The 19,216-nt window shown below is 56.2% G+C and carries 20 protein-coding genes and 4 pseudogenes; 17 read left to right on the forward strand and 7 right to left on the reverse strand.

Annotated elements, in window-relative coordinates; all coding sequences use genetic code 11:
• Nucleotides 1-17: 17 nt before the first annotated feature.
• Entirely contained in the window at nt 18-953 is a 936-nt protein-coding gene (locus B9Z45_RS00890) for a folate-binding protein YgfZ (RefSeq protein ID WP_108405345.1), read from the reverse strand.
• 71 nt (nt 954-1,024) lie between these two features.
• Between B9Z45_RS00890 and mltG the strand changes: the two genes are divergently transcribed.
• The 7 genes from mltG to B9Z45_RS00925 all read left to right on the forward strand — a co-directional run bounded on the left by mltG (nt 1,025) and on the right by B9Z45_RS00925 (nt 7,225).
• Nucleotides 1,025-2,041 (forward strand): endolytic transglycosylase MltG, encoded by a 1,017-nt coding sequence (gene mltG / locus B9Z45_RS00895; RefSeq protein ID WP_199221805.1) that lies wholly within the window; start codon nt 1,025-1,027, stop codon nt 2,039-2,041.
• A gap of 53 nt (nt 2,042-2,094) precedes the next feature.
• Nucleotides 2,095-2,736 (forward strand): dTMP kinase, encoded by a 642-nt coding sequence (tmk, locus tag B9Z45_RS00900; RefSeq protein WP_108405346.1) that lies wholly within the window; start codon nt 2,095-2,097, stop codon nt 2,734-2,736.
• A complete protein-coding gene (locus B9Z45_RS00905; protein WP_199221806.1) occupies nt 2,733-3,737 on the forward strand; it encodes a DNA polymerase III subunit delta' in 1,005 nt (334 codons plus the stop codon). Before tmk ends, B9Z45_RS00905 begins: the two co-directional genes overlap by 4 nt.
• Nucleotides 3,738-3,740: 3 nt before the next feature.
• Nucleotides 3,741-4,547 carry a TatD family hydrolase gene (locus B9Z45_RS00910; RefSeq protein ID WP_108405347.1) on the forward strand — a complete coding sequence of 269 codons (807 nt, stop codon included), beginning with the start codon at nt 3,741-3,743 and terminating at the stop codon, nt 4,545-4,547.
• 6 nt (nt 4,548-4,553) lie between these two features.
• Nucleotides 4,554-5,402: an ankyrin repeat domain-containing protein gene (locus tag B9Z45_RS00915; RefSeq protein ID WP_233252026.1), complete on the forward strand. Its 849-nt coding sequence runs from the start codon at nt 4,554-4,556 to the stop codon at nt 5,400-5,402.
• Nucleotides 5,403-5,481: 79 nt separating this feature from the next.
• The gene (locus B9Z45_RS00920; protein WP_233252027.1) at nt 5,482-5,946 is read left to right on the forward strand and encodes a LexA family transcriptional regulator; all 465 of its coding nucleotides are present in this window, start codon (nt 5,482-5,484) and stop codon (nt 5,944-5,946) included.
• 4 nt (nt 5,947-5,950) lie between these two features.
• Nucleotides 5,951-7,225, forward strand: a complete 1,275-nt coding sequence (locus tag B9Z45_RS00925) for a Y-family DNA polymerase (protein WP_108405348.1) — start codon at nt 5,951-5,953, stop codon at nt 7,223-7,225.
• Between the two features lie 16 nt (nt 7,226-7,241).
• On the opposite strand, the gene B9Z45_RS00930 is transcribed toward B9Z45_RS00925, so the two are convergent.
• A complete protein-coding gene (locus B9Z45_RS00930; RefSeq protein ID WP_108405349.1) occupies nt 7,242-7,625 on the reverse strand; it encodes a DUF2237 family protein in 384 nt (127 codons plus the stop codon).
• Between the two features lie 27 nt (nt 7,626-7,652).
• Between B9Z45_RS00930 and B9Z45_RS00935 the strand changes: the two genes are divergently transcribed.
• The 6 genes from B9Z45_RS00935 to B9Z45_RS00960 all read left to right on the forward strand — a co-directional run bounded on the left by B9Z45_RS00935 (nt 7,653) and on the right by B9Z45_RS00960 (nt 11,831).
• On the forward strand, nt 7,653-7,886 hold the full coding sequence (locus tag B9Z45_RS00935; RefSeq protein WP_108405350.1) for a hypothetical protein: 234 nt from the start codon (nt 7,653-7,655) through the stop codon (nt 7,884-7,886).
• A 136-nt stretch (nt 7,887-8,022) separates the two neighbouring features.
• Entirely contained in the window at nt 8,023-8,304 is a 282-nt protein-coding gene (locus B9Z45_RS00940) for an HU family DNA-binding protein (protein ID WP_108405380.1), read from the forward strand.
• A gap of 168 nt (nt 8,305-8,472) precedes the next feature.
• Entirely contained in the window at nt 8,473-9,084 is a 612-nt protein-coding gene (locus B9Z45_RS17195; protein WP_199221807.1) for a hypothetical protein, read from the forward strand.
• 124 nt (nt 9,085-9,208) lie between these two features.
• Nucleotides 9,209-10,135: a ribosome biogenesis GTPase YlqF gene (ylqF, locus tag B9Z45_RS00950; RefSeq protein ID WP_108405351.1), complete on the forward strand. Its 927-nt coding sequence runs from the start codon at nt 9,209-9,211 to the stop codon at nt 10,133-10,135.
• The gene (locus B9Z45_RS00955) at nt 10,132-10,755 is read left to right on the forward strand and encodes a 3'-5' exonuclease (protein WP_108405352.1); all 624 of its coding nucleotides are present in this window, start codon (nt 10,132-10,134) and stop codon (nt 10,753-10,755) included. The genes ylqF and B9Z45_RS00955 overlap by 4 nt, the downstream gene beginning before the upstream one ends.
• A gap of 185 nt (nt 10,756-10,940) precedes the next feature.
• On the forward strand, nt 10,941-11,831 hold the full coding sequence (locus B9Z45_RS00960; RefSeq protein ID WP_108405353.1) for an NAD(P)-dependent oxidoreductase: 891 nt from the start codon (nt 10,941-10,943) through the stop codon (nt 11,829-11,831).
• Nucleotides 11,832-11,861: 30 nt separating this feature from the next.
• Here the strand turns inward: B9Z45_RS00960 and B9Z45_RS00965 are convergent, their stop codons facing one another.
• Nucleotides 11,862-12,857: a tripartite tricarboxylate transporter substrate binding protein gene (locus B9Z45_RS00965; protein ID WP_233252028.1), complete on the reverse strand. Its 996-nt coding sequence runs from the start codon at nt 12,855-12,857 to the stop codon at nt 11,862-11,864.
• A gap of 399 nt (nt 12,858-13,256) precedes the next feature.
• Here B9Z45_RS00965 and B9Z45_RS00970 point away from each other — a divergent pair, with 399 nt between their 5' ends.
• The 3 genes and pseudogenes from B9Z45_RS00970 to B9Z45_RS00980 all read left to right on the forward strand — a co-directional run.
• Nucleotides 13,257-14,231, forward strand: a complete 975-nt coding sequence (locus B9Z45_RS00970) for a thiamine pyrophosphate-dependent dehydrogenase E1 component subunit alpha (protein WP_108405354.1) — start codon at nt 13,257-13,259, stop codon at nt 14,229-14,231.
• A pseudogene (locus B9Z45_RS00975) lies at nt 14,222-14,488 on the forward strand (alpha-ketoacid dehydrogenase subunit beta); the annotation flags it as partial. The gene B9Z45_RS00970 and the pseudogene B9Z45_RS00975, both read left to right, overlap by 10 nt.
• Nucleotides 14,489-14,520: 32 nt before the next feature.
• Nucleotides 14,521-14,994, forward strand: a pseudogene (locus B9Z45_RS00980) (integrase core domain-containing protein); the annotation flags it as partial.
• An 81-nt stretch (nt 14,995-15,075) separates the two neighbouring features.
• On the opposite strand, the gene B9Z45_RS16845 reads toward B9Z45_RS00980, so the two are convergent.
• The 3 genes and pseudogenes from B9Z45_RS16845 to B9Z45_RS00990 form a co-directional block, all read right to left on the reverse strand.
• A complete protein-coding gene (locus B9Z45_RS16845; protein WP_146180852.1) occupies nt 15,076-16,524 on the reverse strand; it encodes a hypothetical protein in 1,449 nt (482 codons plus the stop codon).
• A 3-nt stretch (nt 16,525-16,527) separates the two neighbouring features.
• Nucleotides 16,528-17,136 carry a hypothetical protein gene (locus B9Z45_RS00985; RefSeq protein WP_199221810.1) on the reverse strand — a complete coding sequence of 203 codons (609 nt, stop codon included), beginning with the start codon at nt 17,134-17,136 and terminating at the stop codon, nt 16,528-16,530.
• A pseudogene (locus tag B9Z45_RS00990) lies at nt 17,055-18,644 on the reverse strand (IS3 family transposase). Before B9Z45_RS00990 ends, B9Z45_RS00985 begins: the two are co-directional and overlap by 82 nt.
• 69 nt (nt 18,645-18,713) lie before the next feature.
• On the opposite strand from B9Z45_RS00990, the pseudogene B9Z45_RS17585 reads away from it, so the two are divergent.
• Nucleotides 18,714-18,965: pseudogene (locus B9Z45_RS17585) on the forward strand (transposase); the annotation flags it as partial.
• Between the two features lie 8 nt (nt 18,966-18,973).
• Here the strand turns inward: B9Z45_RS17585 and B9Z45_RS17300 are convergent.
• Nucleotides 18,974-19,216: hypothetical protein (locus tag B9Z45_RS17300; protein WP_233252029.1), on the reverse strand; the 243-nt coding region annotated here is incomplete at its 5' end.

The raw sequence follows: 19,216 nt of genomic DNA on the forward strand, positions 1-19,216 counted from the left end.
TGGGTGCGAAATTTCGATTAAAGGGTGTCGTTCAGAATAGCATACGGCACGTCAATAGCCTGCAGATTGGCCACCTTTCTCAAGTCCTGAGTGCCGCAAACCAGCGAATCCCAACCCGAACCGTCTGGTCGTGGAGATGCCATGACGACCGTGGCACAGGGCTGATCTGGCTCGTCGATGGCATACAGCTCCTGACCGGCTATCAACTGTTGTGGGGAAAATGCCCGCAGCATGCGCCGCTTGAGGGTGCCCCGATACTGGCTTCGGGCCACCACCTCCTGCCCTGGGTAGCAGCCTTTTTTAAAGTTCACGCCCCCGACAGATTCGTAGTTGAGCATTTGCGGTATGAAGGCTTCAAAGAGCGCCAGGTTGATCAAGGGCACTGCGCTGAGCACCTCGGCCCATTGCCACAGTTCGGTTGCCAGCGCTTCACCCGCCGGTGCAGCTTGATCGTTCGGGGCCAGCCAGAGCGCACGCGCCAGACGCAGATCGCCAAAGACCATAGGGTACAGCGCCACTGCATGGCCTGCCGCGTCCACAGGCACGGTTTGCCATGGCTCGGCGTCCGCCAGCAGGGTCTGGGCCGGCTCTCCCAGCAGGCCAAACAGTTGCCATTGCGCAGTGACATCGCTGAGTTTGACCTTGGCGCGCAGCACGAACATGGACAGGCGCTTGAGCGTCTGGGCCAGCAAATCGAGGCTCAAAACCAGCAAAACCGTGTCTGGCGATGTTTTGATGACCACGAAACTGGCTTGCATACGGCCCTTGGACGAGCAAAAGGCCGCCAGGCGCGATTGGCCCACGGGCAGCAGCAGCACGTCGTTGCTCAATTGGTTGTGCAAAAAGTTGGCCGCGTCTTCACCTTGGGCCTGAATCACCCCCCATTGGGGCAATGCGCTGACGCCGTTCAAAAGGGCTTGGGTCTGAGGGCTGAGTTCTGCAGGGGTGTTCATATCGCGGCTCTGTCGTCTTGCAAAGGGGTGAATTATCATCCCCACCACGTTTTCAACATTCGAACAAGGACATGGCCGTTCTCAAAGGCTTGATGAAGTTACTGACAAGCCTGCTGGTGATGGCCTTAGGCCTTGCGGCTGGGGCTTTATGGTGGATTCAACAGCCGCTGGACACGCGCCAAGCCACGCTGGATTTGTCCATCGAGCCCGGCACATCGCCCAAAGCGATTGCGCAGGCCGTGGCCAACGCTGGAGCGCACACCTCACCCACACTCTTGTATGCGTGGTTTCGTTTGTCGGGCCAATCGCGCCAGATGCGTGCGGGCAGCTACGAAATTGCGCCGGACACCACACCCCAACGGCTGTTGAACATGCTGGTGCGTGGCGAGGAAAGCCTGCGCAGCGTGACGATTGTGGAAGGCTGGAACTGGCGGCAAGTGCGCCAGGCCCTGGCCAAGGCCGACAAGCTCAAACCCGACAGCAGCGCTTTGCCCGATGACGTGCTGATGGCCCAACTTGGCCGGCCAGGTGTAGCCCCGGAAGGGCGCTTTTACGCGGACACCTACGCCTATGCCAAGGGCTCGAGCGATCTGGCGGTATTGCAGCGGGCCATGAAGTCCATGGACAAGCATTTGCATCAGGCCTGGGATGCACGCCAGGCCGATGTGTCGGTCAAGTCACCTGAAGAAGCCCTGATCCTGGCCAGCATCGTTGAAAAAGAAACCGGCAAGGGCTCGGACCGGCCCATGATTTCGGGCGTTTTTCACAACCGGCTGCGCATTGGCATGATGCTGCAGACCGACCCGACCGTGATTTATGGGCTGGGCGAAGCCTTTGATGGCAACCTGCGCCGCATTCATCTGCGCACCGACACGCCCTGGAACACTTACACCCGCGGTGGTTTGCCGCCCACACCGATTGCCATGCCTGGCAAAGCGGCGCTGCTTGCGGCTGTGCAACCAGCCAAGACGCAAGCCTTGTATTTTGTGGCCAAAGGCGATGGCAACAGCCACTTCAGTGCCACGTTGGACGAGCACAACCGGGCAGTCAACCGTTACCAACGCGGCATCCAGCCTCCCAAAGACTGAGGCTGGCCCTTGAGAGCCTGCGACAATCGGTTTTTACCCATTTCACACAGCCCATGACACGCGGTTTGTTCATCAGTTTTGAAGGTATCGACGGTGCTGGCAAGTCCACGCACATCGAGCGCGTGGCCCACTTGTTCCAACAAACGGGCAGGGCGGTGGTGCTGAGCCGTGAGCCGGGCGGCACCCCCTTGTCTGAAAAGCTGCGCGAGCTCGTGCTGCATGAGCCTATGGACCCGTTGACCGAGGCGCTGCTGATGTTTGCAGCCCGCCGTGAGCACTTGGTGCAAGTGATCGAGCCTGCGCTGGCCCGGGGTGACGTGGTCTTGTGTGACCGCTTCACTGACGCCACATTTGCCTACCAGGGTGGTGGCCGGGGTTTTGACTGGCAGGTGCTGGCCCAACTGGAGCGCATGGTGCAAGCCCAGCCTGATGGCACCTTGCGCCAGCCCGAACTCACCCTCTGGTTTGATCTGGACCCGCACATCGCTGCGCAGCGCCTCGCCTCGGCCCGCGTGCCTGACAAATTCGAGTCGCAACCCGCCGACTTTTTTGCCGCGGTGCGCGCCGGCTACGCCAGGCGCCAAAACGAAATGCCCCATCGTTTTGCGCGCATTGATGCCGCCCAGGCGATGGACGCCGTGGGTGCGGATGTGGACCGTGTGGTGGCCGATTGGCTGAAACGGAACACCCCATGAGCGCCGCGATGAATGCCCCCTGGATTGCCCGCCAAACCTCCGATTTGCTGGCCCAGCGCGGGCATGCCTGGTTGCTGCAAGGCCCTTCTGGCCTGGGCCAATACGAATTGGCGCTGGCGCTGGCCTCGGCCTGGCTGTGTGAAAAACCCACCGTGCAAGGCGCTTGCGGCGACTGCCCCAGTTGCCATGCGATTGCCGTGCGCACCCATGCCGACCTGGCCGTGTTGATGCCCGAGACCGTGATGATCGACCTGGGCTGGCCCTTGTCTGAAAAAGCCCAGGATGACATCGACAAGAAAACCCGCAAGCCCAGCAAAGAGATCCGGGTGGACGCCATGCGCGATGCGGTGGAGTTTTCCCAGCGCACCGATGCGCGCGGACGGGGCAAGGCGGTGCTGGTGTTTCCGGCCGAGCGCATGAACACCATCACGGCCAATGCCTTGCTCAAAACCCTGGAAGAGCCCCCTGGCGATGTGCGTTTTGTTCTGGCCACCGAGGCCAGCCACACGTTGCTGCCCACCATCCGCAGCCGCTGTCTTGCCCACACCATGAAGTGGCCCGAGGCCGATGAAGCCCTGGCCTGGTTGACCGAACAGGGCTTGCAAGGGCCTGAGGCGTCGGCCTTGCTGCGCAGTGCCGGGGGCAGGCCCACCGATGTGCTGCGCCAGACCGAAGCCGGTTTGTCGCCAGCCTGGTGGGCTGCTTTGCCCAAAGCCATGCGCCAGGGCGATGCCCGGCATCTGGCCGACCTGAGCCCGGCCCAGGCCATTGATGCCTTGCAAAAGCTTTGCCACGACCTGCTTTTGCGCCAGTTGGGCGCGGCACCCCGCTTTTTTGAGGGGGCCCAATTGCCCGACAGCAAGGCCTCGACCGCGGTGCTGACCGACTGGTTCAAGCGCCTGATGCAATCGGCCCGCACCGCCGAACACCCTTTCAATGCAGGTCTGATGCTGGAAGCGCTGACCTCCGATGCCCAACAAACCCTGCTGTCCAAGGGCTGAGCCATGTACACCGACTCCCATTGCCACCTGAACTTCCCTGAGCTGATGGACCAGCTGGACACGATCCAGCAGGCCATGCAAGCCGCTCAGGTGACCCGCGCCATGGTCATTTGCACCACGATGGAAAAGTTTGACGAAGTGCACAACTTGGCCATGGCCAACCACAACATGTGGTCCACCGTGGGGGTGCACCCCGACAACGAAGGCGTGCGCGAGCCGAGTTTGCAGGATTTGCTGGACGGGGCGGCGCGCCCCAAAGTGGTGGCCATTGGCGAAACAGGGCTGGACTACTACCAGATGGAAGAGCGCAAAGGCGGCCGCACTGTGGCCGACATGGCGTGGCAGCGCGATCGTTTTCGGACCCACATTAGGGCGGCACGGCAAACGCGTTTGCCGCTGGTGATTCACACCCGGCAGGCATCGGACGACACCATCGCCATCCTGAAAGAGGAGGGCGAACTGGGTGATACGGGCTCGGCAGGGGGCGTTTTTCACTGCTTTACCGAAAGTCAGCAGGTAGCCCGAGCTGCCCTGGACCTGGGTTTTTACATTTCCTTTTCGGGCATCTTGACTTTCAAGACCGCCGCTGATTTGCGCGAAGTCGCCAAATTTGTGCCCGATGACCGCCTGCTGATCGAAACCGACAGCCCCTATTTGGCGCCCGTGCCCTACCGGGGCAAGTTGAACAACCCGTCTTATGTGCCCTTGGTGGCCAAGCTTTTGGGGGAATTGCGGGGTTCGACTGCGCAGGCTGTGGGTGAGCTGACCACGCGCAATTTCTTGAAATTGTTTGCCAAGACAGCCGGCTAAAACCTCATGTTAAATATTAAGTTATTTAAAAAGTTCTTTGTTTTAATTGGACTATTAACCAGCCAAATTTCCTGGGCAGGTTCTTACGAAGACTTTTTCAAGGCGCTTCAACTTGACGATGTCAAAACGGTCCAGGCCTTGTTGCAACGCGGCTTTGACCCCAACACGGTCAACCCGGAGGGGGTGGCCGGTTTGATGTTGGCGGTGCGCGAACCCTCGCTCAAGGTTGCCAATTTATTGGCGGGTTGGCCCAAGGTTAAAACCGAGATTCGCAATGACAAGGATGAAAGCGTTTTGATGCTGGCGGCGCTCAAGGGCTATTTGCCCTTGGTCAAGAAGCTCGTTGAGCACGATGCCGATGTCAACAAGACCGGCTGGACGCCTTTGCACTACGCCGCGTCCGGTGGGCATGTTGCGGTGATCGAGCTTTTGCTGGAGAACAGCGCCTACATTGATGCCGAGTCGCCGAACGGCACAACGCCCCTGATGATGGCGGCCATGTACGGCAGCCCCGAAGCGGTCAAGGTGTTGATTCAGGCGGGGGCCGACTTGACGGTGAAGAATCAAATTGGCTTGTCTGCGCTCGATTTTGCGGTGCGAGGTCAACGGCAAAACGCCAAGGAATTGATCGAGACAGGCCTGCAACGCCAGGCGGCGCGGGCCGCCAAACCAGAAACTGCAGCACCGTTGGCCCCGCAGGGTCAGCCCTCGCCGGGCGCGCCTGTCGCTGTGCCCCTTCCCGCCGTACCCCTTCTTGCTGCCACCCTTCCATCTGCGCCCGCCACGGCGCCTGCGACGGCCGCTTCAACGCCTGAAGCAAAATCCGCGAACAAGCCGGTAAAAACCGGTTGGTAAAACCGCTTGTTGCTTCTGCTGCAGGAACTTCAGCGCCAAAGTTCCTGATTTTCAGCAAGGCGCGTACTTGAAGAGCTGTATGAATACCCAGTATATTCAAGGCATGCAAACACCCGCCTTTTCGCCGCCTCAAGCTGTATTTGTACCCGATGCCAAGGTCTGGCTGGAGATGTGCGCCTGGGCAGTGCGAGCCGGTTTTCCTTCGCCGGCGGCAGACCACACGCGCAAACGCATTGACCTGAACGAGCACCTGATCCGCAACAAGGAAGCTACCTTCATCTTCAGGGTCAAAGGCGACTCCATGAGCGGCATTGGCATCTATGAGGGCGATGAATTGTTGGTGGACCGTTCCATCGAGGCCAAGCACGGCAACATCGTTCTGGCAGTACTGAACGACGATTACACCGTCAAGCGCCTGCATCGCCGAGGCGGGGTGGTCAAGCTGATGGCCGAAAACCCCTTATATCCACCCATCGTGGTCAAGGAAGGTGAGGAACTCGTGATTTGGGGCGTGGTCACCCGCAACTTGCACAAACTGTATTGACGCTATGGCGCGGACAACAACCCAAGCCCTGGCGCTGGTGGACTGCAACAACTTCTACGTGTCTTGTGAGCGGATCTTCAGACCCGACCTGTCGCGTGTGCCGATGGTCGTGTTGTCCAACAACGATGGTTGCGTGGTCTCGCGCTCCAACGAAGCCAAGGCGCTGGGCATCAAAATGGGCCAGCCCTGGTTCGAGTGCAAGGCGCTGGCCGAGGCGCACGGCATCCTGGCCATGAGCAGCAACTATGCGCTGTATGCCGATCTGTCGAATCGAGTCATGCGCATCCTGAGCGACTTTTCGCCGCAGTGCGAGGTCTATTCGATCGACGAATGCTTTGTGGACCTCACGGGTACCCCCGGCTTGCGCGAGATCAGTTACGCCATGCGCGAGCGGGTAGGGATGTGGACAGGCATGCCCGTGTGCGTTGGCATTGGCCCGACCAAGACGCTCGCCAAGCTGGCCAACCATGTGGCTAAGAAGCACCCCAGGTCCAGGGGTGTCTTCAACTACAACGCCTTGACGCACGCGCAAAAAGCGCAATTGCTCCAGCGTCTTCCGGTGGAGGAGGTGTGGGGGGTGGGGCGGAAGTTGACCCAACGATTGGCACAGCACGGCGTGAACACCGCCTTCGATTTGCGGGAGGCGCACATCCCCACTTTGCGATCCGCGTTTGGCGATGTGATGGAAAAGACCCAGCGAGAGTTGCAAGAAACGGCTTGCATTCAGTTGGAAGAAGTGGCGTCGGACAAAAAGCAGATCATCTCCAGCAGGTCGTTTGGTAGCATGGTCACCGAGTTACCCGTCCTGAAAGACGCGTTGTCCAGCTTTGTTGCCAACGCCTGCGCCAAACTGCGTGCGCAAAAAAGTCATGCAACGGTGATTCAGGTCTTTTTGCAGACCGATCGTTTTCGCAAGGAGTTGCCCCAGTACATGCCCAGTTTGGCGGTGCCTTTGCCATACCCCACCAACGACACCCTCGAAGTCAACCGCTGGGCGGCTTCTCTGTGCGAACACATGTTCAAGCCTGAATATGCCTACAAAAAGGCGGGGATCATGCTGAGTGAAATAAGCCCCGTCACCTGCCAGCAGGGCGACTTGCTGGAGGCCGCGTTGGAGGGGAACCAAAAACTCATGCAGGCAGTGGACAGCCTGAACGACCGTTATGGCCGTGGTGCCGTCAAAGTGTCTACGCAGGGCGCGCATGCCGGCTGGCAGATGCGTCAAGAGCGCAAGTCCCCGAACTACACCACCAGCTGGTCCGAGGTGCCGCTGGTTTGACCCCCAATATCTTGCATCAAGGCTTGTTCACTGTGCCATGGGCACATGATTGCAATTGCTCAAGCGTTACAAAATCAAGCGCCCGCTGGTGTGTGCACTCAAGGAAAACAGGGGGTGCAACACCTGCATCAAATGCTTCTTTCCATCGCCGTGCGCACAGGCACCAGCGATCGCCTGCTTTCAAGCCTGCAAATCGGTGTTCTGGGCGCGGGGTGCTGAGGTCGTTACCGCGCTTGAGTGAAAACGCCAAAAATTCCTGGGTCACTTTAGCGCACACCACATGGCTTCCTTGGTCGTGCTCGTCCGTGTTGCAGCAGCCATCCCTGTAGTAGCCCGTCAGTGGATCGTAGGAGCAGGGCGCTAACGTGGATCCCAGGACGTTCATTGCATCGTGGCTCATGATTTCTCTGTCTTTGTAAATGGGGACATGGCTAAAAATTCTTCTGTTCAAGAGGCTGTTGGCGACTGCATGTTGCCACTTTTGGGGATGTTTTGTTGTGTGCTGTTCAAGTACTCAACCCCAGCATCCCGTTTTTCGGAGCACCCGCATGTGACCGAGGCGATCATGCGACAAGTTGAAGGTGTTGGCGTGGCGCAGACTGCATGGTTTGGTTTTGATTTAACTTTTGGGACCGTGGACAACTTGAAGAATCCACCGTGACACCGTATATTAAATTCGCACGATGTGTATTATGTAAAGTATTGATAAAATGCGACTTGATGAAATTGATAAAAAATTCACGAGAACCAAGCGTTGCATGGCAAAATCTCGCCGTTCTATTCACTTGGAGAAAATCTTGAACAAAGCAGAATTGATTGAAGCGTTGGCCAAAGAAACAGACATGTCCAAGGCCGCCGCCGGCCGTGCATTGAGCGCTGTGGTTGAAATCATCACCAAGACCGTTGCCAAAAAACAAGACGTGCAACTGATTGGCTTTGGTACCTTCAAAGCTGCCAAGCGTGCAGCACGCGTAGGCAAGAACCCCCGCACTGGCGAGAAGCTGAAGATTGCAGCAGCCACTGTGCCGCGCTTTAGCGCTGGTGCCGCTTTCAAAGCCGCCGTGAACAAGAAAAAGTAATTTTCGATTGCGTCAGCCAAAAGGCAGCCAGGGTGAACAACCCGGCTGCTTTTTTTTGGCTCAAAGCCATAAGCTCGGTGCACGACCTTGTGGGTGTTGTCGAACGGTATGAGCCATCCCTCGAAGGTATCTTGGGCAGTTAAAACATTGGCCCACCCGGGAGTGCCCATGATGACAACGATCCGATACACATACATTGCATGCATGGTCTTGCTGCCTGCCATTTGGCAGCCTGCGGCAGCACAAGCCCACAAAACAGACGATCAACCGCAGCATCAGGGGCAACAAGGCCGACCAGGCCAGCATCCACAAGTGATGCCGCCCGGTGCAACGCACAGGCCTCAGCAAGCGCGGGATGCCGACAAACAGCGAATGCAAAAAAACCGCCCTGTAGCGCATCCGCACATGCAGCATATGCAGCATATGCAGCATATGCCCTCGCCTGCTCCCGTTGTACAGATTCCTATCGGGCGGTATTTTCAGGCGCACCATCTGGCAGGTGCAAAAAACTATTACAGCCTGCCTGAGAACAGGGGCTATTGCCCACCGGGCCTGGCCAAAAAGGGAACAGGATGTTTGCCGCCAGGCCAGGCCAAACAGTGGCGTAAAGGAGAACCCCTGCCACGTAACGTCATTTATTATGATGTGCCGAGGTCTGTGGTGTTGACTTTAGGTGTGCCACCCTCGGGCTACAAATACGTACGGATAGCAGCCGACATCTTGCTGATCACCATAGGCACCAGCATGGTCATTGATGCGATGGAAGACTTGGTTCACTAGACCATTGGCCCATGATGCAGGGGGCAAGGATCGGCTTGTTCGCGAACCATTGTGAAAATTACACCACCCCAACTGAAGTGACCGACAATCACCTTCTTTGACTTTCGGTTGGCAGTGGTTTTTTATGGCGATTCAATGGTTTCCCGGACACATGCACCTCACGCGCAAGGCAATTGGGGAGCGCATCAAAGACATTGACGTTGTCATTGAAATGCTCGATGCCCGCTTGCCTGGCTCCAGCGCCAACCCGATGCTGGCTGAGCTGATTCAGGGCAAACCGGGCCTGAAAATATTGAGCAAACAAGACCTGGCTGATCCGGTGCAAACCACTGCGTGGCTGCAGCATTACAACGCCCTCCCCGATGTGCGCGCGTTGGGGTTGGACACCAGCATGGTCTCGCCCGCCAAGGCATTGATTGAAGCCTGCCAACAACTCGCACCCCACCGGGGCGGCATGGTCAAACCCATGCGCGTGTTGATTTGCGGCATCCCCAACGTCGGCAAATCCACCCTCATCAATACCCTCAAGGGCAAACGCGCGGCCAAAACAGGCGATGAGGCGGGCGTGACCAAGCTGGAGCAGCGCATCACATTGGCCGATGACTTTTACCTCTACGACACGCCCGGTGTCCTGTGGCCGCGCATCATCGTGGAACAAAGCGGCTACAACCTAGCCGCCAGCGGTGCCATCGGCGTGAACGCTTTTGACGAAGAAGTGGTGGCCCTTGAACTGCTGAACTACCTGATTCCGAACTATCCGCAGGCCTTGGCGTCGCGCTACAAGATCACGGATGTGGCCAGCCACACCGATGAAACCATGCTCGAAGCAATAGCCCGCCAACGCGGTGCCATTCAAAGCGGTGGACGTGTCAACACGACCAAAGCGGCCGAGCTCGTGATCCACGATTTTCGCTCTGCCGCACTTGGGCGCGTGACCTTGGAAACACCCGAAGAATTTACCCAATGGCTGGCCGAAGGTAAAAGAGCCGACGCGGAACGCACTTTGCGCAAAGAAGGCGCCAAAAAGGCCAAGAAAAAGGCCCGCGAATGAACACTGAAATCGCCTTGAAAAACAACAACACGCACCGGGCTACACCCGACAAAGAGGCCATCGCCCTCCTCCCTGTTTTTGAGCGCCTCGGTCTGGACCGGATCACCCTGGTGAGCACGGGTGCACAGGCCGGCAAGGCCTACGATCAACTGGTGGCCGCTCGGGCCTGGGGATTCGATACCGAATCCAAGCCCACTTTCAAGGTGGGCGAACAATCAGACGGGCCACACATCCTGCAGTTGTCCACAGCGGAGCGGGCCTGGGTTTTTCAGCTGCATGAACCCGAATGCCGTGCTGTGGCGGCCGAATTGCTGGCACTCGGTGGCGGCATTGCCAAAGCCGGATTTGGACTTGGGGATGACCGCAAACGCATCATCCAAAAATTGGGTGTAGAGCCCCAAGGCATCCTGGAGCTGAACAACGTGTTCCACCAGCGCGGCTACCGAAAAGACATGGGCGTGAAAGGCGCTGTGGCCGTGCTGTTCAACCAGCGCTTCATGAAGTCAAAAAAAGCCGCCACCAGCAACTGGGCCAATGCAAACCTCACCGAATCTCAACTGGTCTATGCCGCCAACGACGCTTATGCGGCCATTCGGGTGTGGGAAGCGCTGGGGTTCTAAAATTTCCTAAAGAACAAACTTCAAAAAATAAAGCAGTCAAGCCTGTATTGCGGCATTGTCTGCGACCCAGCCTTTGCCGCGGCGACAAAGCATTCAAATGCGTTTTCGTCAAGGACCTCTGTTTCAGCGCGCAAGGCAATATGCCTTCAAAATAAACACCAGTCATTTCATAACTGGAGACAAACATGAACATCGGCATCGCAGGTACTGGAAAAATGGGCACAGCGATTGGTTCGCGGCTGCTGTCACTCGGCCATCCCGTGACTGTTTGGAACCGGACTGCAGCCCGTGCTCAGACTTTGCTGGGTGCCGGTGCTCACTGGGCCGAATCGCCCAAGGCGCTTGCCGAGTCGGTGGACGTGGTTATCACTTTATTGACCAATGAAGCCGCACTTGACGATGTTTATGGTTCGGCGTCGGGCTTATTGTCAGGCGATGTCCAAAACAAGATGTTCATCGACATGAGCACCGTTCGCCCTGCCAAGCCACAAGAAATGGCCAAACGTGCCCAAGCGGTCAATGCAAGATTTCTGGAGTGCCCCGTAGGAGGCAGCGTCGGGCCAGCCAAAGAGGGCAAGTTGCTCGGTTTTGTCGGGGGAGATGCGCAAGACCTGCACAAAGTGCAATCATTGCTTGATGTGATTTGCCGTCGCGTGGAGCATGTGGGGCAGCATGGTGCGGGAGCCACCATGAAGTTGGCCGTCAATTTACCCTTGATGGTTTATTGGCAAACTCTGGGTGAGGCCCTGTCCTTGGTGGAGCCCTTGGGTCTGGACCCCAAACGCGTCATCGACATCCTGTCTGATTCATCGGGCGGTCCTAACATGCTCAAAGTGCGTGGCGCCATGATTGCGCAGACACTGAGTCAGCAAAAAAGCGATCAAGTCACTGTGAGTGTGGCGACGATGCGCAAAGACATGCGGACCATGCTTGACCAGGGACAGGCGACACAGAAAAATCTGCCCTTGACAACGTTGGCCTTGAAAAAGTTCGAATCAGCCGCCCAAACAGGCCTGGACGACAAAGATTGCTCTGAACTGCTGGTTTGGTGGTTGTCGCAAGGCGGCCGCGCCTAAGCAGCACAAAAATCCGCCTTGCTTGGTTTTTTATTCGAGGCGCATTTCGCGAATAATGGTCCGGAACTGATCCATCTGCCGACGCAACATGGCATCTTGCTCGGCGGGCGTTGAACCAACGCCCTCAGCGCCCAGGTCATTCAGGCGCTTGACCACATCGGGGTGGCGCACCGCAGCGATCACCTCCCTGTTCAGTCGATCAATGATGTCCTTGGGTGTTTTGGCTGGGGCAAACACCCCGTTCCAACCTTCCAACTCCAGATTGGGGAAGCCCAACTCCTTGACCGTTGGCACATCGGGCATGCCGGGAATCCTTTTGGACGCTGTCGTGGCCAACACCTTCAGCGTTCCTGCTTTGATCTCGGCCAGGGATGAAGACAACTGATCGCCACCGACCTGGAGTCGACCCGCCAGCAATTCCTGCTTGAGAGGTGCAGCGCCTTTGAATGGAATGTGCGTGATGTTGACCTTGCCTTCTTTTTTGAGGGCTTCGCCCAGCACGTGCATGGTGGAGCCTGGGCCGGTCGAACCGTAGTTGTATTGCAACGCTGGGTTGGTGCGTAAAAGCGCCGCCAGCTCTTTCAGGTCTTTGGCCGGAACGCTGGGGCTGGCGGTCCAAATGAAAGGTACATAAACTGCAATGGAAACGCCGGCAAAGTCGGTGTCCACATTAAAAGGCGAACGGTTGGCCAGTGTTTGTGCGACCGATGCCAGGGGAAATGAGAGGTTGTGCATCATGATGGTGTACCCATCAGGTGCCGCTTTGGCCATCAGGTCGGCACCGATCGCGCCACCTGCACCACCCCTGTTGTCGACCGTGACGGCTTGGCCCATTGACTCGCTCATTCTTTGGGCCACAAGGCGAGCAACGATGTCTGTTGTCCCACCTGCCGGAAAAGGCACGATCATTTTGATGGGTTTTGAGGGGTAGGCTTGAGCCATCGCGACGGGCTGAAGTGCCAGCGACAGCAATCCCAGCGTGCCTGCGGCAAAGATTCGATGCCATTTTTGAGATGTCCAACGCATAAAGTCTCCTTGTTGTGTGGCTTCGACAATGCGAAGCATTGGCGAAATATCAATATCACACAGTTCAATTGACCCGGTGCATCACCAAAGTGACAAGTTCAGGGCTTGCGGAGACGCGTTGATTTTCTGCTTCAAGATGCGACTGCCAACTTGCGTATCTCACCATGGCTTTCGCTGGCCGGTCGTTGTTCTCTCGAAAGTCCTCATGCAGGCAATCCAGCAACTGTGCCCTTGGTTAAACTTGCTTGGGGTGAGAAAGAAGAAGCCGTAGCCATCAAAACTCAAAAGGCGCCAATGGAGGCGTGCGGCATGACACCTACAATGCAAAAACACAAGTAAGGCAGCTGGAGATAAATTTTGGGCGCCCAAACAGACAATTCAGCGGCTTTGTTTCGCACCATGGTGCGTATCCGCGCCTTTGAAAACGCTGCCGAGATCGCCAGCCAAGGCGGCGTCAGTGCTTACGGAAAAGCAGCTGACGGCACAGCCCGTGTGCGCGGCCCACTGCATCTTTCTACCGGCCAGGAAGCCGTCCCCTCTGGGGTTTGTGCCCATTTGCGCCGCGACGACTACCTCACCTCTACGCACCGTGGTCACGGTCACACGCTGGCCAAGGGCGCCGACATGCAGGGCATGATGAGCGAGCTGTTCGGCAAGGCCAGCGGTTTCAATGCGGGAAAAGGCGGCTCCATGCACATTGCCGATTTTTCCGTTGGCATGCTGGGTGCTAATGGCGTCGTGGCAGCCGGCCTGCCGATTGCCGTAGGAGCGGCCCATGCTCAAAAAATCCAAGGCCGTGACGCCATCACCGTTTGTTTTTTTGGCGATGGCGCTATCAACCGAGGGCCCTTTCTTGAGTCTCTCAATTGGGCGCGCGTTTATGGTTTGCCCGTCCTCTTTGTCTGCGAAGACAACCGCTGGAGCGCGACCACAGCCAGCGGCCCCATGACTGCTGGAGAGGGAGCCTCGGTTCGGGCTGAAAGCCTTGACATACCCGCCATTAAAGTCGATGGCAATGATGTGTTGGCCGTGCATGCGCAAGCTGCGTTGCTGGTGCAGCAAGTGCGTGCTGGCAGTGGGCCGCGCCTTTTGCATGCCATCACTTACCGCGTCAAAGGACACGTCTCGGTCGACTTGGCCGCTTATCGCAAGCCTGAAGAACTACAGGCCGCCTTGCTGACCGATCCATTGCTTCGCGCCCGTGCCCAGTACCTCGCCTTGCCAGGCAGCGATGCCCAGTTGTTTGACGCCATTGAGCGTGAGGCGATCGCAGAGGTCGCTGCGGCAGTGGCTACTGCGGATGCCGCACCCTGGCCGGATGCGGCCACTGCATTCACCGACGTGCAAACCACAGGAGCTGGCCAATGGCATTGATCACTTACGCCCAAGCCGCCGCGCTGGCGGTAGCGCATGAAATGGACGCTGACGCCAATGTGGTGGTGATGGGTGAAGATGTCGGCCGCGGCGGCATATTCGGTCAGTACGCCGGTTTGCAAGCCCGCTTTGGCGAGCAACGCGTGATCGACACACCCATCAGCGAGGCCGTTATTTTGGGCGCAGGTGTTGGAATGGCACTGGCGGGACTGAGACCCATCGTCGAGATGCGCGTGGTCGATTTTGCGTTGTGTGGCGGGATGGCCGGACGCTTACCAAGCAAGACGCTGAGAATGCGCTAATCGCGGACTGGCTGATCCGGCTCACGGACAACCACCGTAACTGGGGCTTTGGCCTGTGCTACCTGTACCTGCACAACGTCAAAGGTTTTGGCTGGAACCACAAACGCGTCTACCGCATCTATCGGGAGTTGGAGCTGAACTTGGGAATCAAACCCCGCAAGCGCCTGGTGCGTGAGAAGCCAGAGCCCTTGGCGGTGCCCGAGGCCATCAATCAAGTCTGGTCCATGGACTTTATGCATGACAAGTTGGAGGACGGCAGGAACCTGCGCCTGTTCAATGTCATCGACGACTTTAACCGTAACCGCACGGTTCGCTACGAGTGGTTATCGCAGTATTATTGGTCCAACATTGAAGAGGTTCAGGACTTCGCCACCCAATGGATGTGGTCCTACAACAATGACCGCCCGAATATGGCCGTGGGCGGTCTCTCCCCAAAGCAGCATCTGGCCATGGCTGCATAACCGTTCTACTTTTAGGTCCGGTGGAAATCGGGGGGATTACCTTCCCTATGCAATCGTCCGAATGAGACAAATAGGAAGCAGTCATAACCTGGGTCGGTTCAGCGGATCGTGGCGCGGACTGCTGGATGCTTTTATAACTGCCGCCTCGGCTTGCTGTACCAAGTCCCGCACATGTGACCCTGATTTCGCCACACTGGCAACCCACTGGAATGCAGTGTAAGCATCTTTGCTGATCGGTCTTCCGATTTCACCAGGTATGACCGAAGCAACCTCATCAAAAAGATGACGTGCCCCTCCTCTCAGCATTATCCTATCTGCTGAATCTTTGATGGTCGGCCATTTGTAGGGAGCGTCATTTTTGGCTCCTTCACTTAAACTTCCACGAAAAAATGTGGCTTTATCTATTGGTGATGAGAATCGTGCTGCAGTGGCTGTTACAGCTGAATCTACAATAGCTGTTGCGGCAGAGATTGCAGGCCACCGAATATCAAACTCTGGTCGCTTACCAGTTTCGAGGTAATCTTTGGCGGCTCGTTGGCCAAGTGAGTTTAAAAGATATTGACCGGTAGTTACAGCAAAACCTTTTGGCCCAAGAGGAGTCGACCTTGGCCCTATCCCGGAGCCATCAATCACTGCATTAGTCAGCTCTCGCGTGTAAGCATACACAGCGTTACCATTTGACTCCCACAATGCATCATAAAAATTATGTTTGTTGTGATTTTGAGTGCCTAGTTGAGTGAGTCCTATAATTCCAGTATGAGCAGCAACAGTGAACACTCCCGCTCCAACCGCAATGGATGCCATAGATCTCCTAATCACGCTTGCGGGAACGTAAGGAGTGCCTACTATAAAGTCTTCGGGAGGTAGGCCACGAAGTGCCCGCGTGTACTCTGAAGGCCTGCTTTGTGCGCGCCATGTGTGCATGCCTGCACGCACCCCTTCCATGAGTCCAACTGCCAAGTTAATTGCTGCGCCTGCTGCCAGCATAGCATCAGAAACCTCTTCAGGTGTTTTAGGCGCACCAGCGCCTATCCTTACGCCTTCTTCAACTAGTCGACCAGCAAAGGCACTGATACCACCTTGAACCCCTTTCGCTGCTGCAATAGCTGCAGTCCATCGTACCCATGTCTTCGACTCGGGTGATTCGCGTACCGACTGATCATTGCCTTCTTCAATTCCCATCTCCAGGACTACATTGGAATTTTCAGCATCATGAACTGTTTGATCTATATCGAATGAAGAACCGATGTTATTCTTGGCATATTTTTCGCTCTCCGATATATCCTCACATGAATGATAAATGCTTTCCTGGCTGATGCTCTTGCTTAAATGACCCAAATCCGCTACTAAATTATTAATGCGATCTATTGCTTTATTCTGATTTTTAATTGACTCTAATTGAACATCGGATAGTATGGTTGGTGCCGAGCCTCTGCGTTCCCACAATCGATGACTTTTACCGCCGCAATGTTCTGTTCGATCAAAAATCTCATTCATTGAATGACTTCTGCGTAGTTCATATGTTTTCATAAATTACACCTTCTTTTGTTGCCACGCCAATGCTTGCATTGTTAATGCCTCCAAGAGGGTGTTAAAGATTTCAGGCTCGATATGTTTGAATTCAAAATCTTTTCCAATTAACAGACGATCATTTTCCGGATTGAAAAAAAATAATGGTGCATTCATTAAGTAGTTCTCAAAATTTCTCCCAACGGCATCCAGAAATAATGCGCCATCAATCGAAATATTTATTTCGCCAGCATCGATAAGAATTATCGCTGTATCCGCGTTCTTCTTTGTTGGATATACAAATGTGCAAACCACATTGTTAACAAGTAAGGTTTTCTCTTGCGCCAATGACGCCCGATCAAGATGGGCAAAGATTGCATATTTTTCGAGCCAATCGAAAAAAGCTGTCGATTCAAACATTGTGTTCTCCAAAAATTGCAATATAAAATAAAAATTCCCGCCCGCTCTTACACAGTAGCTTGAAGACAAGAAAATAATGTAGTTTTTACAGTCTTGATATGACAATATGATGACTGGACCTTCGGTGTTTGTCAAGAAAGTTGTCCGCTTTTCTGAACGGCTACCGCCACGTTTTCTGGCGACCTCAGATGCTCGCGCGGCGGGTTTAGCCACACCTCTTTGATCCACACCCAGTTGCGCGTCTGCCTTGACTTCTATCGACTCGGCTTACTGCACTTGGCCGCTCCATAAACCTCTTTGCGCTTGTGCAAAATCCCTTTGTCATGGCCCGCATGTCTTTGCTCAGGCGTCACAAACTGAATCCCGCTGTGCTGGTGCTGCCTGTTGTACCAAGTCACGAACTCATGCACCCACGCCCTGGCTTGTTCCAAATCTTCAAACCGCTTGCGCGGATAGGCTGGCGTGAACTTGAGCGTGCGAAACAAAGCCTCCGAGTACGGGTTGTCATCGCTCACACTGGGCCTGCTGAACGAGGGCACCACACCCAGCTTTTGCAGCGTCGCGAGCATCGTCGCCCCCTTCATCGGGCTGCCGTTGTCCGAGTGTAGAGCCAATTGATCTTGCCTGACGCCTTGGCTCAGGCAGGCTTTGCCAATCAACGTCGAACCGTTTTCAGCCGACTCTTCCCAATGCACCTCCCAGCCCACAATCATCCTGCTGAACACGTCCAGCACCATGTACAGGCGCATGAACTGCCCCCGCACCGTGCCTGGCAAGTACGTGATGTCCCAGCTCCAAACTTGGTTGGCCCCATAGGCCACCCACGCTTGGGGCGCAGCCACCTTTTTGGGCAACTGTGCTTTGCCTCTGCGGTTAACTTGCCCGTGCTCTTTGAGCACCCTGTAAAAGCTCGACTCAGAGGCCAGGTACTGCCCCTTGTCTGCCAAGCGGGGCACGATTTGCGAAGGCGGCAAACTGGCGTGCTCGGGCGTGCTCGGGCGTGTTGCAGGCCTGCACAATCGCCTGCTTTTCTTCTGGCGTAAGCGCTTGCGGGTGAATGCGCCCACGGGCGGCTTGGCCGCGCCGGTCACTGAGCTCGTGGCTTGGCTCGCTCCAGCGGCGCAAGGTGCGGCAGCTGATACCCAGCACACCACACGCTTTGTGGCTGCGTGCGCCATAAGCGACCGCCTCGGTGATCAATTGGATGGCCATCTGTTTCATCTCCAGAGGAATCAGTCTTCCTCTTTGGTGCCCCAGATGGCCTGGGCTTTTTTTGACAGCACCAGCAAGGCGGCCGCTTCGGCCAGCGCCTTGTCCTTTCTGAGGATCTCTTTTTCCAAGTGCCGCAGCTTCTTGCGTTGCTGGGCCAAGTCGGCCTTGCTGGCAGGCGCTGAGTCCGGCTCAAGCGATTCAAAAGCGGCCTTCCAGGCGTCCAGTTGTTCGGGGTACAGGCCGTGTTGGCGGCAGTACTCAGAGCGCTGGGCCTCGTTCAGAGCGGCCGTCTGAATGATGGCGGCCAACTTGGCTTTGGAGTCCCAGTCATCTGGGCGTGAGGACTTTGCAGGCACGACGAATCCTTGGTTGCGAAAGAGTTTTTTCCAAGAATACAAGGTCGGCACTGCCACACCGGTGTCGCGGCTGATTTGGGCAACGCTTTGGTTGTGAGGCGGCATCATCTTTTTGACGATCTGTTCTTTGAATTGCGGGCCATAGACTGGCATATCTCCATCTTTCCCGCCCCCTCAGTGGATTGAATTCGTCTCTTCAATAGACCGGACAACTATCGTGACAGAGGGGGGGACAAGGACAACGCAGGACTCGATATCAAGCACCGAGGCAAGTTTAAGAGCCTGACGGTCGAAGAAAAGAAGTCACTCAAACGGCGACTAGCGATCGAACCCATCATCGGCCACTTGAAAGCGGACCACCGGATGAACAGGTTTCACCTCAAGGGATCAACCGGCGACAGTTTGCATGCAGTGCTGTGCTCTGCGGGGTTCAACATCCGCTGGCTGCTGCGCATGATCGCAAAGAAAGGCCTCGGCCTTTTTTACACCTGCTGCTGGGCAGTGGTTTGGGGCAACTTGCTCGGCAATTTCAACAAATTTTTGTCTCCGAACCACTCAAGGCTGGTTCTGGAAACTGAGCGTGGGTTTGAAAGTGAATTTTTCAGGCCAAGGCCGAGTTTATGGAACCGGATTTGAGTTGGGGTGATATAAAAATCTGCCGCAATTGCAGTGCAATTTGCCCCAATGCGGCCACCTGCAGCAGACGTAAAAAAAGGCCGATGCCT

Source organism: Limnohabitans sp. 2KL-17, from assembly GCF_003063415.1.
Lineage (GTDB): Bacteria > Pseudomonadota > Gammaproteobacteria > Burkholderiales > Burkholderiaceae_C > Limnohabitans_A.

What these genes read in the sequence shown, in the direction of transcription:
- B9Z45_RS00890 (WP_108405345.1), bottom strand. Translation starts at nt 953, where the DNA reads ATGAACACCCCTGCAGAACTCAGCCCTCAGACCCAAGCCCTTTTGAAC.
- B9Z45_RS00970 (WP_108405354.1), top strand. Translation starts at nt 13,257, where the DNA reads ATGGTGCGTATCCGCGCCTTTGAAAACGCTGCCGAGATCGCCAGCCAA.
- B9Z45_RS00930 (WP_108405349.1), bottom strand. Translation starts at nt 7,625, where the DNA reads ATGAGCCACGATGCAATGAACGTCCTGGGATCCACGTTAGCGCCCTGC.
- B9Z45_RS00925 (WP_108405348.1), top strand. Translation starts at nt 5,951, where the DNA reads ATGGCGCGGACAACAACCCAAGCCCTGGCGCTGGTGGACTGCAACAAC.
- B9Z45_RS00915 (WP_233252026.1), top strand. Translation starts at nt 4,554, where the DNA reads ATGTTAAATATTAAGTTATTTAAAAAGTTCTTTGTTTTAATTGGACTA.
- B9Z45_RS00905 (WP_199221806.1), top strand. Translation starts at nt 2,733, where the DNA reads ATGAGCGCCGCGATGAATGCCCCCTGGATTGCCCGCCAAACCTCCGAT.
- tmk (WP_108405346.1), top strand. Translation starts at nt 2,095, where the DNA reads ATGACACGCGGTTTGTTCATCAGTTTTGAAGGTATCGACGGTGCTGGC.
- B9Z45_RS00935 (WP_108405350.1), top strand. Translation starts at nt 7,653, where the DNA reads ATGGCTAAAAATTCTTCTGTTCAAGAGGCTGTTGGCGACTGCATGTTG.
- B9Z45_RS16845 (WP_146180852.1), bottom strand. Translation starts at nt 16,524, where the DNA reads ATGAAAACATATGAACTACGCAGAAGTCATTCAATGAATGAGATTTTT.
- B9Z45_RS00920 (WP_233252027.1), top strand. Translation starts at nt 5,482, where the DNA reads ATGAATACCCAGTATATTCAAGGCATGCAAACACCCGCCTTTTCGCCG.
- ylqF (WP_108405351.1), top strand. Translation starts at nt 9,209, where the DNA reads ATGGCGATTCAATGGTTTCCCGGACACATGCACCTCACGCGCAAGGCA.
- B9Z45_RS17195 (WP_199221807.1), top strand. Translation starts at nt 8,473, where the DNA reads ATGATGACAACGATCCGATACACATACATTGCATGCATGGTCTTGCTG.
- B9Z45_RS00960 (WP_108405353.1), top strand. Translation starts at nt 10,941, where the DNA reads ATGAACATCGGCATCGCAGGTACTGGAAAAATGGGCACAGCGATTGGT.
- B9Z45_RS00965 (WP_233252028.1), bottom strand. Translation starts at nt 12,857, where the DNA reads ATGCGTTGGACATCTCAAAAATGGCATCGAATCTTTGCCGCAGGCACG.
- mltG (WP_199221805.1), top strand. Translation starts at nt 1,025, where the DNA reads ATGGCCGTTCTCAAAGGCTTGATGAAGTTACTGACAAGCCTGCTGGTG.
- B9Z45_RS00955 (WP_108405352.1), top strand. Translation starts at nt 10,132, where the DNA reads ATGAACACTGAAATCGCCTTGAAAAACAACAACACGCACCGGGCTACA.
- B9Z45_RS00910 (WP_108405347.1), top strand. Translation starts at nt 3,741, where the DNA reads ATGTACACCGACTCCCATTGCCACCTGAACTTCCCTGAGCTGATGGAC.